This is a genomic window from Paenibacillus sp. XP01 (genome assembly GCF_057364885.1).
In genome coordinates this window covers 5,466,097-5,478,914 of the sequence record NZ_CP139481.1, presented here as the reverse complement: position 1 = coordinate 5,478,914, position 12,818 = coordinate 5,466,097, and the positions used below count along the sequence as shown (strand labels likewise).

Genomic DNA, 12,818 nt, shown 5'->3' with positions numbered 1-12,818 from the left:
TGGATACTGTCCACTCCAGGCGCACAGATTAATTGCCATCCATGTTTCCTTTGGGCATGCAGTTATGTTAACATTAGGCGAGGGTTATGATCGGAATACGGAGGTTTAAGGAACATGGGCCGTTTTTTCATATCCCGCTGTGGCGAATCAGTGACGGGAAATCATGGCCACATGTGCTGAGCGAACAAACACTAAACAGGTTTTCTGAAAATTGAAAGAGGTGACTCCTTTGAAAATATCGACAAAAGGCCGTTATGGCCTTACCATCATGATGGAGCTGGCTGCCAGAACCGGCGAAGGCCCGACTTCCCTGAAGAGCATTGCGGAGCGCAATCAGCTCTCGGAGCATTATTTGGAGCAATTGATCGCTCCCCTGCGCAATGCAGGACTTGTTAAAAGCATTCGCGGAGCGTACGGCGGCTATATTCTGGCCGGCGATCCGGCCAGCGTGACTGCAGGTGACGTCATTCGTGTGTTGGAAGGCCCGATCTCCCCGGTGGACTTCACCGAGGAAGACGATCCGGCCAAGCGGGACCTGTGGCTGCGTATCCGCGACAGCATTGCCGAGGTGCTGGATTCGACGACGCTGCAAGACCTGATTTCGTATCAGGACCAGGAGCAGAAGGACAGCTACATGTTTTACATTTAATTTTCAGGTATGGGATTTAATAAATCCTTGATGCAAGGGTTTGGCTTCATTACTGGGGCCAAACTTTCAGTTAAATGATTAACATTTTGATCGAGGCTGCGACACGCATACACGGCAAGAACATTAAAGCCCCCAAATTGGGGGCTTTCGCGTGCAAATGGCAACTTTTATAAGACTTGTTGGTTAAGCTAAGTCGAAATACTAAAAACATATGCAACAATGGCTGTTAACGGTCTATGTATGAAAATCGCAAATCTCGGCCTGGAATTTAAGCCCGGCTATTGGACTAGCGATTTTTGAGGGTTTCGATGTCAGCCTCCATTCGCAGCTGGCGGCGATTCAAAATATCAATGCTGTGTTGATGGGTATTCAATTCGGCCGTAACCTTGCGTTCGAAGCTTGCCTGATTTTCTTCCAGGCGTCCATCCATGCCATCCAGATGTCCATCCATGTTGTCCAAACGCTGATCTATATGATCAAAACGTTTGTTCATCTGCTGCAGCTGGACCAAAATTTGTTCAAGTACGGCATCGCTCATAACACTCTTCCTCCTTATCAAATGTAGTGATTCCATTATACTTGAAGTTGCATTACAAAAACATTCGATTTGATTTCCAATTCCATTATAGCGATTACGAGGTGAAAGATTAACATGAATAGAATTTATTTGGACCATGCTGCATCCACGCCTGTGCATCCACAGGTCGCACAAACGATGATGGATATCATGACCGGGCAATTCGGCAATGCCTCAAGCATCCATGCCTTCGGTCGAGAAGCGAAACGAACCGTCAATGGAGCCAGGGATGCCATCGCTGCCTTGCTTGGCTGTTTCCCTGACGAATTGGTATTTACCAGCGGAGGCACGGAAAGCGATAATTTGGCGATCTTCGGCGCAGTCGCGGCCCGGAAAGACAAAGGGCGGCATATCATTACGTCGGCCGTCGAACACCACGCGGTGCTGCATACTTGCGAGGAACTGGAGCGCCAAGGTTATGACGTGACTTATTTGGGCGTGGACGAGCATGGAAGAATCCGCATGGAGGAATTGCGGCAGGCCATTCGTCCGGATACCGTACTGATCACGATCATGTACGCTAATAATGAAGTCGGCACGCTCCAGCCGATTCGGGAGATCGGTGAACTTGCCCGCGAACGCGGCATTCTGTTTCACACGGATGCGGTACAGGCGCTGGGGACGCAGCATATTTCCTGCAAAGACATGCCTGTTGACATGATCAGCTTGTCCGCGCACAAAATTAACGGTCCGCAGGGCGTCGGTGCGCTGTACGTGCGCAGGGGCACGATGCTGGAAGCAAGGGCGCATGGAGGGCTGCAGGAACGTCAGCGGCGTGCGGGAACCGAAAATATGGCGGGTATTGCCGGTTTTGCCGAAGCGCTCAAAATAGCCGTGTCGCAGGCAGAAAAACGCTATGAGCATGATCTTCTTTTACGCTCCCTGTTGTTGGAACAGTTGGAGAAGCATGTTGGCGCCGAGCATTTTCATGTGAACGGCCACCCCGATTATACACTTCCGCATATCCTTAACGTCAGCTTCCCGGAAGTGTCGACAGAAACGATGCTCATGAACCTGGACATGGAAGGCATTGCGGTGGCGAGTGGGTCGGCATGCACCTCGGGGTCGCTTGAAGTGTCCCATGTACTCAAAGCGATGAACCTTCCGGAAGCTTTATTGCACTCCGCGATTCGTTTTAGCTGGGGGTTGGGTAATACTACGGAAGAAATGATAAAAACGGGCGAAAAAATTGGAACCATTCTTTTGCGACTTCGTAATAGACTTTGAGGGTCTCTTTATCTGCGGAACAGAAGGAGGGGAGGAGTTCCAATTTATCGGTTGAATGGAGCGGTCTGGGGCGACGGTGAATGGTTTTTCGTTCATTCGGGGAATACCTAAATTCAATGATGCCGCGTCTGTTTCACGATAAGATGATGAGGAGGACACTGCGATGAAGCTTCAGGAAATGATCGGTCTTGCCGTTTTTGATGTGGAAGGCGGAAAACAGGTCGGGAAAATCCAGGATTTCATTGTGAGCGACGATTGGAAAATTGAAGGCATTGAACTTGAAAGCAAAGGCCTGTTTACCAGTCATGTCAAAATCGTGCAGTGGCAAGATATCGTTGCCTACGGCGAAGATGCCGTCATGATCCGTAATCAACAGGCTGTCCGCAAGACGGGAGCCGACAACATAAAACATACGTACCTCCTCGGTCAGTCCAAATTAAAAGAGATGTCGGTGTTGACCGGCGACGGTTTGCTGCTTGGACGCGTCTCTGATGTTTATTTTGACCAGGAGTTGGGAAATACAATAAAAGGGATCGAAATTACGGACGGTTTTGTGTCCGACTTGATCGAAGGCCGCAAATGGCTGCCATGTACAAGTGATATGTCCATTGGAGAGAGTGCTGTAATGGTGCCCCCGCTGAGTGAACAGCGCTTGGAAAATGCCATTCATTCTGTGAACGGATAGGTGAATGAATATGAAATGTCCAAACTGTAGTTCCAAAGATATCGGTAAAATCGGCTCCCATCAGTTTTATTGCTGGGGATGCTTTATTGAATTGAACGTCAACGGCGACAAGATGTCCGTATATCAAGTGGAGGAGGACGGTACGCTTAGCTCGCTGGACGATTTGTTTTTTGGCGAAGAGCTGCCGCAGGATTTTCCCCATTTGCACGCTTCTTCTTAATTGCAAACAAAACTTCGTTTACATGCGGTTTTGTGACAATGTCAGGCGCCGGGCACCAAGGTGCAACCTGCAAGGGTTACATTACGATATGCATTCGATCGAAAGGCTTGTACTCGCGTATCGCATTACTTTATCGTATGCAGAGGCGAAGTGCAAGATGCATCGGATACGTCTCCTTTATAGTAAAGGAGGCGTCTTTTTCATGTTCTCCCAAAAACGCAGCGCGCTATCAGACCTGCTTCGAGATGGCAGAAGATCTTTCGGCCAAATGCAGCTTCCCAAAAACTGAAACAATTAATAAATACTCCTGCTCCTACATATACTGACTTTCAGAGCCAGTCCAAAGAGGAGTGAGGCACTGTGGAGCAATTAACCAAAAACAAGCTGTTCCGTTATGCCATCTGGCTGCTGCTTGGCTTGATCATTTTGTATTTTATCTGGCTGCTGCGGCCATTGCTGCTGCATATATATGGATTTCTGAAAACCGTGCTGGCGCCGTTTGTCATTGCGCTCATCATTTCGTATGTGCTTAACCCGATCGTCAGCATGCTGGGCGGGCGCAAAGTGCCGCGGTCCATCGCGGTACTGTTGATCTATGCGTTTTTCCTGACTTGTATCGGAGTCATCCTGGTTAACGTGATCCCGGTGCTGATGGAGCAGTTGGAGGAACTGAACGAACACATGCCCGAATTGTCGATGCGCGCCCAGAGCCTCATGAACAACATGGACAACAAACTGATGCCGCCGAGCGTTCGTTCAGGCATGAACAGCTGGTTTTATCAAATGGAGGATCGGCTTAGCCAAGGAATTACGGTGTTGATGGACAATATCGGGGCGACGATTAACGTGTTGTTCAACATTTTTATCGTGCCGTTCCTCATTTTTTACATGCTCAAAGATTTTGAGGTGTTTGAACGGACCGTCGTGGCTTATCTTCCGCGTTCCCGGAGAAAAGCAATCGTTACGGTCATGAAAGAAATCGATGCGGCGCTTGGCAACTACATTCGCGGCCAGTTCATCGTCTGCGTGATCGTAGGCATTTTCGCGTATATCGGATATATCATCATTGATATGCCTTATGCCCTGCTGCTCGCGAGCATTGTGGCGGTGTTCAACATCGTGCCTTATCTTGGTCCCTTCCTTGGCGCGGCCCCGGCTGTGGTGATGGCATCGACGGTATCGTTTAAAATGATGATGCTGGTTGTCGTCGTGAACATGTTGTGCCAGGTGCTGGAAAGCAACATTATCTCTCCGCAGGTGGTTGGGCGAACGCTTCATCTGCATCCGCTTTCGATTATTTTTGCCCTGCTTGTCGGCGGGGAAATTGCGGGCATCTTCGGCCTAATTTTGGCCGTCCCTGTATTTGCGGTGTTAAAAGTCATTGTCCAGCATTTTTTCGCATACTATATTAAGCGAAGAACGGACTGATACAAGCTGCGATGGACGGCGGCTGCCTTCATTTGACAGGCATTGACGTTGCCGATATAATGAAAAAAGTATGTTTGTATAATGAAATCGATGATGAAATGAAGTACGCCGGGCGTTCCTTTCTCAGAGAAGAGACCCCTTCGGTAGCAGGGTTATTCTGCTGCTGATGGCTGGAAGGGTCTTGAAAGTTGAAGCGGCGGAAAGCTGATTTCGGAGTGCAGGACAACCCTGCCGGGAGCGACCGTTACTCGCGTCAACAAGGCGATTGCTTGCACGTTCCCTCCGTTACGGATGGATTGGACGCAGGCAATAACCAGGGTGGTACCGCGATAACATCGTCCCTGAATACTCAGGGGCGTTTTTTGTTGTTGTATCGGAACAAACCGGGCGATTCCGCACCGGACCAACATATCTTTTTCAAATGGGGGCAGCCAGTATGAAAGCCAGTGAAATCCGATCCAAATGGATAGAGTTTTTTGCAAGCAAAGGTCACAAAATCGAGCCGAGCGCCTCGCTCGTGCCGCACAACGATCCTTCCCTGCTGTGGATCAATGCGGGTATGGCACCGCTCAAGCCGTATTTTGACGGCCGCGAGAAACCGGAGAACCCGCGCCTCGCGAATTCCCAGAAGTGCATCCGTACCAACGATATCGAAAACGTCGGCAAAACTCGCCGTCACCATACGTTTTTCGAAATGCTGGGCAACTTCTCGATCGGAGACTATTTCAAGGAAGAGACCATCACATGGGCATGGGAATTCCTGACAAGCAAGGAGTGGATCGGTTTCGATCCGGAGCGCCTGTCCGTGACGGTATATCCCGAAGACGAAGAAGCATTCAAACTGTGGAACGAAAAAATCGGCATTCCTGCCGAGCGCATCATCAAGCTGGAGGACAACTTCTGGGATATCGGCGAAGGGCCGTGCGGACCATGTACCGAAATTTTCTATGATCGCGGCGAAGCTTACGGCAGCGACATGAACGATCCCGAAATGTACCCGGGCGGGGAAAACGAACGTTACCTGGAAGTGTGGAACCTCGTGTTCTCCCAGTTCAACCACAACAAGGATGGCAGCTATACGCCGCTTCCGAACAAAAACATCGATACCGGTGCAGGCCTGGAGCGCTTTGCGTCCATTCTGCAAAACGTGGATTCCAACTTCGATACCGACCTGTTCCAGCCGATGATCCAAAGAACGGCTGCGCTCGCCGGCGTGAAGTACAATGACAGCGTCGAAACGGACGTTGCGCTGAAAGTCATTGCCGACCATATCCGCACCGTTGCTTTTGCCGTGGGTGACGGAGTTCTGCCAAGCAATGAAGGCCGCGGTTACGTCATTCGCCGTCTGCTGCGCCGCGCGGTTCGTTACGGCAAAGTGATCGGCCTGGACCGCCCGTTCCTGTATGAACTTACAACAACGGTAGGCGAAGTGATGGGCGTATACTATCCGGAAGTGGTCGACAAGCAGGAATTCATCGCCAAAGTGATCAAAACGGAAGAAGAACGTTTCCATGAAACGCTCAGCGACGGGCTGGCGATCCTGGCTGACATCAGCAGCACAGCCAAAGCGGAGGGACGCACCGTCATCAGTGGTCCGGAAGCGTTCAAGCTGTACGATACGTACGGTTTCCCGTTTGACCTCACCGAGGATTATGCGCTGGAACACGGCATGACCGTGGACCGCGAAGGTTTTGACGCCTCCATGCAGGAACAGCGCGACCGCGCGCGCGCAGGGCGCCAGGAAAGCGAGAGCATGAAGGTACAAGGCGGCGCACTTGCAGACCTGGAGGTTAAAAGCGAATTTGTTGGGTATACTGAGCTGTTGACGGAATCGAAAGTGCTTGCCATCGTTGCAGGCGATGCGCTTGTCGATTCGGCAAGCGAAGGACAGATCTGCCAAGTCATCTTGGACAAAACCCCGTTCTATGCAGAGAGCGGCGGCCAGGTCAGCGACCAGGGACTGCTGCGCGGAGCAAACGTGACCGCGAAAGTCCAAGGGTTGTTCAAAGCACCGCTGGGACAGCATGTGCATGTCGTGAACGTGGAAGCCGGCGAACTTCGCGTCGGCGATGTCATCAAGGCGGAAGTGGATGCTTCCAAACGCGGGGATATCATCAAAAACCATACGGCAACCCATTTGTTGCACAAAGCGCTCAAAGATGTGCTGGGCTCCCATGTCAACCAGGCTGGATCCCTTGTTGAACCGCAGCGTCTGCGCTTCGACTTCTCTCATTTCGGCAGCATTACGGCAGAAGAATTGACGGAAATCGAACGCCAGGTGAATGAGCAAATCTGGAATCATCTGAACGTGGACATCGAGCTGAAACCGATCGATGAAGCCAAAGCGATGGGTGCAATGGCCTTGTTCGGCGAAAAATACGGAGATATCGTTCGCGTCGTTCAGATCGGAGACTACAGCTTGGAACTTTGCGGCGGCTGCCACGTAAACAATACGTCGGAGATCGGTTTGTTCAAACTGGTGAGCGAAAGTGGAATCGGATCAGGCGTGCGCCGGATCGAAGCCGTTACGGGCCGTGGCGCATATATGTATATGGAGAGCCAGTTGGATCTGCTCAAACAGTCGGCAGCTTTGCTTAAAGCCAATGTAGCTGACGTCCCTAAACGCATCGAGGGCTTGAATCACCAATTGAAAGAAGCGGCAAGAGAGAACGAATCGCTGCAAGGAAAGCTGAGTGCCATGGAAGCCGGCCAATTGACGGATCAGGTCATTCAAGCAGGCAATACGCAAGTGCTCGCCGCTCGCGTTGATGCACCAAGCATGGATGCACTGCGTACGATTGCGGACGAGTTGAAAGTGAAGCTGCCTGAAGCTGTGTTAGTACTGGGTGCGGCTGTAGACGGCAAAGTCAATTTCGTTGTTGCCGTGCCGGCCGAGCAAGTGAAACAAGGCCTGCATGCAGGAAAAATCGTCAAGGAAGTTGCCGCGGTATGCGGCGGCGGCGGCGGGGGACGTCCGGACATGGCGCAAGCCGGAGGTAAGGACGCATCCAAGCTGGATGAAGCGCTCAAATTGGCTGTTTCGCTCGTTAGCAAATAACAGACAAGCAAAAAACATATTTGTCGGGTCCTTTATTTACTTGTAGGAGTCAGAATATGTTATTATAGAAGCAGTAATCAATTCGGCAGAACATGGTCCCCATGTTCATGCAGAAGTGAGGTGTCATCAATGGACTCCATGGATAAGACGGTTAAATTCAACGTGAAGGGTGATGAGCAGGAAGCTTCCTCCAAAGAGATTCTGCTCACGGTGTATGATGCCCTGGTGGATAAGGAGTACAATCCGATCAACCAGATCGTCGGGTACCTCATTTCGGGTGACCCCGCCTACATCCCTCGTCACAATAATGCGCGCAGTCTGGTCCGAAAAAAAGAACGCGATGAGCTCATTGAAGAGCTTGTTCGGTCTTATCTGGCCAATCACCGGTAAAGGATATCGCTCTTTCTGCATTGCATCCAAGCAGGCAGGAAGAGCATAACCGACAGAAGACAGCCTGGAGCTTGAGAAGGGAAGGCGTTTTCCCCTAAGCAGGCTTGAGGATGGGAGAGCATCGATGAAAATACTAGGTTTGGATTATGGGGACCGAAGAATCGGAGTTGCCGTCAGTGACGCCTTCGGTTGGACTGCCCAGGGATTGGAAGTGCTTGAACGCCGCCGTGATGAAGGCGAGTTTGGTCGAATTGCCGAGCTTGTGCGTGAGCACGAGATTGGTGAAATCGTCGTAGGGCTCCCCAAAAACATGAACGGCACCGTAGGGCCGCGTGGCGAACTTTGCATGGCGTTTGCCGAGCGCCTGCGTGGCGAATTGAATTTACCCGTTCACCTTTGGGATGAACGGCTGACAACGATGGCAGCAGAACGAACGCTGCTCGAAGCGGATGTCAGTCGCAAAAAACGCAAGCAGGTTGTAGATAAGATGGCTGCCAGCTTGATTTTGCAAAACTATTTGGATGCAAACAGTACAAGGTGAGGGGGATCAACAATGGCTGAAGATCGACTGGGTATGGAAGAAGAATCGGAGATTATTTACATCGCGGATGATGAGGGTAATGAAGAGGAATTCGAAGTCATCATGAAATTTGAGGTGGACGGTTCGGAGGCCAAGTACATGATGGTTGCTCCGGTTGAACCCGAAGATGGCGAAACGGATGTCTATGCATTCCGTTACGAAGAAGAGGGAGACGACATTAAACTTTTCGTGATCCAGGACGATGCCGAATGGGAAATCGTTGAGGAAACCTTTAATACATTTCTTGCAGAAGATGAAGAGGAAGCGAACTAAATGACAGAGTACAGCCGCAAAGACCTAAAATGGACAGATTCGCTGCGTTTGGCTTATGGTGCCCACGTTGAACTTGAAGAAGAGAACGGTAAATCGCATCCGTATGACTTGCTGGCTGAATTTGAGGTGAAGGGTCAGCAATATGCGGTGCTTCGCAGTTCACTGCGGCCATACGACGAGGTAGAGCTCTTGCGGGTTTTGCCTGCCAAAGAAGGCCAGGTCATGCCTGAACTGGTTACCATTGACGACGATGACGAGTGGGAGAACATTTCGGAGCTGTATGATGAATGCACACTTCCGATTGATGAAGATTGATCAGCTTCAAATTGTAGAAACCGAAAGGGCGGAGCAGTCCGCTCTTTTTGGTTGTGTAGAGGAGTTGTGTCTTTTTTGAAAGGAAAAGCGATTATAGTCATTCTGCTTATTATCATCATTGCCGCGGGAGGGGCCGGCACATATGCCTGGAGTTTGACACGCCCAGTCCAGGCTTCGGAAACGCCGATCACGCTGGAGATTAAGAGCGGTTCGGGAACTTCGGCCATTGCGGACCAACTGCAGCGGGAGGGGTTGATCCGGAGCTCGCTTGCATTTAAAGCCTATTTGAAATGGAAGAACCAGGGTTCAAATTTCATGGCAGGCACGTACGCGATGAATCCCGGCGTGACCTTTGATGAAATTATTAGCAAGCTCAGCAGCGGTGATGTTGTGCCCGAGGAAATGGTGAAATTCACCATTCCCGAGGGTTACACGATACTGCAAATGGCGGACAAGCTGTCCGAGGAGGGCATCGTGAACCGGGAAGAATTCATTACATTGGCCAATGAGCCGTCCGCATTCGACCTGGACCTCATCAAGGATGCTCCTGTGGACGAAGAACTGCGTTACGTGTTGGAAGGATATCTTTTTCCCGAAACGTATGAGGTGAAAAAGGATAGCTCCACCCATGACGTCATGCAGCGCATGATGGAAGAGCTGGAGACCCGGCTGCAGACGATTCCCGATCTGGAAGCGAAGCTGAAGGAGCGGGACTTGTCTCTGCATGAACTGTTGACCGTTGCCTCGCTCGTTGAACGGGAAGTTGTAGTGGACAAGGAACGCGCGCTTGTGGCCGGCGTGATCTATAACCGGATCCACCGGGACATGAAGCTGGAGATCGATGCGACGGTGCAATATTTGTTGGACAAACCGAAGGCAAGGCTGCTCTTTGCCGATCTGAAAGTTCAGAGCCCTTATAATACGTACCTGAACAAAGGACTGCCGCCGGGACCGATTGCGAGCCCAAGCTTGGCGTCCATTAAGGCGGCACTGGAACCGCAAGCTTCGGACTACTTGTTCTATGTGACCAAGAAAGACGGCTCCTCGGAGCATCTGTTTGCCAGAACGTACAAGGAACATCAGCAAAATATAGCCAAAAGTAAGGCTGCGCAATAAGCGGAGGGATGGAAATGAGTAACAGACATGAGCTGCTTGTCACGGCAGCCAATGTAAAGGAAGCGGAGGCTCTTCTTCAGGCCGGGGCGGATGCCCTGCTCATCGGAGACGATCGGTTCGGGATGCGCCTTGCGGGGAGCTTCAGCCTCGAGGAAACGGCAGAGGTGGTTCACATCGCCGCCAAACACAATGCCCGTGTGGTTGTATCCATGAACAACCTGATGTCGAACGAGCTTTTGAAGGAAATTCCCGAATATGTGCAGGCTCTGGGGCAAATCGGCATTCATGCGGTGGAGTTTAACGATCCGTCCGTGCTCCGCGCCGTGCGCGAGCTTGCTCCGCACATCAAGCTGCATTGGAACGCCGAAATGACTTCCACAAACTATGCGACCTCCAACTATTGGGGAAGCAAAGGGGCTAGCCGTGTCGTCTTGGCACGCGAGCTGAACATGGACGAAATCACCGAGATGATGCCTTATTTGAAGGTGGAAGCCCAAGTGCAGGTTCACGGCATGACGAATATTTATCATTCGAAGCGCAGCCTGGTACAGAGCTACATGGCTCACCAAGGCCGTCCCGTGGAAGGGGATTTGGGCAAAGAAAGAGGCCTTTTCCTGATTGAGGCAGAGCGCCGCGATGAGAAATTCCCGATTTATGAAGATCTGAACGGTACACATATCATGAGTTCGGAAGATATCTGCATTTTGGAGGATTTGCATCTGCTGATGGAGGCGGGGGTGCATAGTTTCAAAATCGAAGGCATCCTCAAACCTCTCGCTTATAATGAAGCGGCCGTACGTGCCTATCGTGCGGCAATCGACAGCTATCAGGCTGATCCTGAAGGTTATGAATATCGGGATGAATGGCTGGAGCGGGTGCGTGAGCTGCAGGACCCCGAGCGGGAGTTGTCTTTTGGCTTTTTCTATAAGGAACAGGTGTATTAATGAAAGAGGTGAACGTTATGGAAGCAGTGGCGGTCAAACGCAAATTTTCAGGCAAACGGAACCGCCTGGACAAACCGGAGCTGCTCGCTCCGGCAGGGAATTTGGAAAAATTGAAATTCGCCATCCACTACGGCGCGGATGCGGTATACATCGGCGGTCAGGCCTACGGTCTGCGCTCCAACGCCGACAATTTCAGCTTCGAGGAAATGCGCGAAGGCGTGGAGTTCGCTAACAAATACGGTGCGAAGGTATTTGTGGCGACTAACATCTATGCGCATAACGAAGATATCGAGGGCATCGAGGAGTACCTGCAAAACCTGTACAACGCGGGCATTGCTGCCGTCATCGTGGCCGATCCGGCCATTATCGAAGTGGCTCAGCGGGCGGTTCCGGGCCTGGAGGTGCATTTGAGCACCCAGCAGTCGACGCTGAATTGGCAGGCGGTGAAGTTTTGGAAAGAGGAAGGATTGCCGCGTGTCGTCCTTGGGCGGGAAACCAGCTTTGAGGAAATCGAAGAAATCAAAGCCAACGTGGATATCGAGATTGAGGCATTCATCCATGGAGCGATGTGTTCTTCATATTCGGGACGCTGCGTATTGTCCAACCACTTTACGGATCGCGATTCCAACCGGGGCGGATGCTGCCAGTCTTGCCGCTGGAAATATGACCTGTTCGAGGATGCGCGCGAAGACGCGGTATGGGTTAGCGAAGAGGAGATGCAGATGCAATCGCCTGCGCCGTTTAAGCTGGGTGAAAATCAACTGCCGCTCTTCCAGGAGAATGATAATGCATTCTCGATGGGGTCGAAGGATTTGTGCATGATCGGGCATATTCCCGAGTTGATCGATGTCGGCGTCGACAGCTTCAAAATTGAAGGACGCATGAAATCGATCCACTATGTGGCGACGGTCGTTAACGTATATCGGCAAGCGATTGACGCCTATATGGCTGATCCGGAAAACTACGTGCTGAAGCCGGAGTGGGTCGAAGAAATAAACAAGGCAGCCAACCGTCCGCTGAATACCGGCTTTTTCTATGATACGCCGGATCATGAGGATCATATCTATGAGCCGGAAGAAAAAGCGGTGCCTTATGATTTTGCCGGACTGGTTTTGGATTACGACGCCGCTACGGGCATCGCAACCATTCAGCAGCGCAATCATTTCAAACCTGGGCAAGAAATCGAATTTTTCGGTCCAGGGGGCACGTTTTTCAAACAGGTGGTCGGCGAGCTTCGCGACGAAGAGGGCAATGTTCTCGATGCGGCACGCCACCCGCTGCAGCCTGTCAAAATGAAGGTGGATCAGCCTGTATCCTATTTTGACATGATGAGAAAAAAGAAATAGGCTGTATTTC

General features: G+C 51.2%; 15 protein-coding genes. 14 read left to right on the top strand and 1 reads right to left on the bottom strand.

The annotated features are described in order from the left end of the window. Positions 1 to 229: 229 nt before the first annotated feature. Complete coding sequence (cymR, locus tag SNR34_RS24660) at positions 230 to 649, top strand: cysteine metabolism transcriptional regulator CymR (protein ID WP_236415465.1); 420 nt, start codon at positions 230 to 232, stop codon at positions 647 to 649. A gap of 286 nt (positions 650 to 935) precedes the next feature. On the opposite strand, the gene SNR34_RS24655 is transcribed toward cymR, so the two are convergent. Beyond that, the gene (locus tag SNR34_RS24655) at positions 936 to 1,187 is read right to left on the bottom strand and encodes a hypothetical protein (RefSeq protein WP_486180424.1); all 252 of its coding nucleotides are present in this window, start codon (positions 1,185 to 1,187) and stop codon (positions 936 to 938) included. 114 nt (positions 1,188 to 1,301) lie between these two features. Here SNR34_RS24655 and SNR34_RS24650 point away from each other — a divergent pair, with 114 nt between their 5' ends. The 13 genes from SNR34_RS24650 to SNR34_RS24590 all read left to right on the top strand — a co-directional run bounded on the left by SNR34_RS24650 (position 1,302) and on the right by SNR34_RS24590 (position 12,808). Next, a complete protein-coding gene (locus SNR34_RS24650; protein ID WP_236415468.1) occupies positions 1,302 to 2,453 on the top strand; it encodes a cysteine desulfurase family protein in 1,152 nt (383 codons plus the stop codon). Between the two features lie 163 nt (positions 2,454 to 2,616). After that, positions 2,617 to 3,138 carry a PRC-barrel domain-containing protein gene (locus SNR34_RS24645; RefSeq protein ID WP_236415470.1) on the top strand — a complete coding sequence of 174 codons (522 nt, stop codon included), beginning with the start codon at positions 2,617 to 2,619 and terminating at the stop codon, positions 3,136 to 3,138. A 10-nt stretch (positions 3,139 to 3,148) separates the two neighbouring features. Beyond that, a complete protein-coding gene (locus SNR34_RS24640; protein ID WP_236415471.1) occupies positions 3,149 to 3,358 on the top strand; it encodes a hypothetical protein in 210 nt (69 codons plus the stop codon). 360 nt (positions 3,359 to 3,718) lie between these two features. Further along, complete coding sequence (locus tag SNR34_RS24635) at positions 3,719 to 4,786, top strand: AI-2E family transporter (RefSeq protein WP_236415472.1); 1,068 nt, start codon at positions 3,719 to 3,721, stop codon at positions 4,784 to 4,786. Positions 4,787 to 4,974: 188 nt separating this feature from the next. Beyond that, positions 4,975 to 5,226, top strand: coding sequence for a hypothetical protein (locus SNR34_RS24630; protein ID WP_236415473.1), 252 nt, complete (start codon positions 4,975 to 4,977; stop codon positions 5,224 to 5,226). Next, entirely contained in the window at positions 5,223 to 7,844 is a 2,622-nt protein-coding gene (gene alaS, locus SNR34_RS24625) for an alanine--tRNA ligase (RefSeq protein ID WP_486180423.1), read from the top strand. The genes SNR34_RS24630 and alaS overlap by 4 nt, the downstream gene beginning before the upstream one ends. Before the next feature lie 129 nt (positions 7,845 to 7,973). After that, positions 7,974 to 8,234: an IreB family regulatory phosphoprotein gene (locus tag SNR34_RS24620; protein ID WP_036616950.1), complete on the top strand. Its 261-nt coding sequence runs from the start codon at positions 7,974 to 7,976 to the stop codon at positions 8,232 to 8,234. Positions 8,235 to 8,358: 124 nt separating this feature from the next. After that, on the top strand, positions 8,359 to 8,775 hold the full coding sequence (gene ruvX, locus SNR34_RS24615) for a Holliday junction resolvase RuvX (RefSeq protein WP_236415475.1): 417 nt from the start codon (positions 8,359 to 8,361) through the stop codon (positions 8,773 to 8,775). Between the two features lie 12 nt (positions 8,776 to 8,787). Beyond that, the gene (locus tag SNR34_RS24610) at positions 8,788 to 9,087 is read left to right on the top strand and encodes a DUF1292 domain-containing protein (protein ID WP_236415476.1); all 300 of its coding nucleotides are present in this window, start codon (positions 8,788 to 8,790) and stop codon (positions 9,085 to 9,087) included. After that, entirely contained in the window at positions 9,088 to 9,402 is a 315-nt protein-coding gene (locus SNR34_RS24605) for a DUF1292 domain-containing protein (RefSeq protein WP_236415477.1), read from the top strand. A gap of 75 nt (positions 9,403 to 9,477) precedes the next feature. After that, complete coding sequence (mltG, locus tag SNR34_RS24600; protein WP_486180422.1) at positions 9,478 to 10,518, top strand: endolytic transglycosylase MltG; 1,041 nt, start codon at positions 9,478 to 9,480, stop codon at positions 10,516 to 10,518. Positions 10,519 to 10,532: 14 nt separating this feature from the next. After that, complete coding sequence (locus SNR34_RS24595) at positions 10,533 to 11,462, top strand: peptidase U32 family protein (RefSeq protein ID WP_236415479.1); 930 nt, start codon at positions 10,533 to 10,535, stop codon at positions 11,460 to 11,462. Between the two features lie 17 nt (positions 11,463 to 11,479). Next, a complete protein-coding gene (locus SNR34_RS24590; protein WP_486180421.1) occupies positions 11,480 to 12,808 on the top strand; it encodes a peptidase U32 family protein in 1,329 nt (442 codons plus the stop codon). Positions 12,809 to 12,818: the final 10 nt, after the last annotated feature.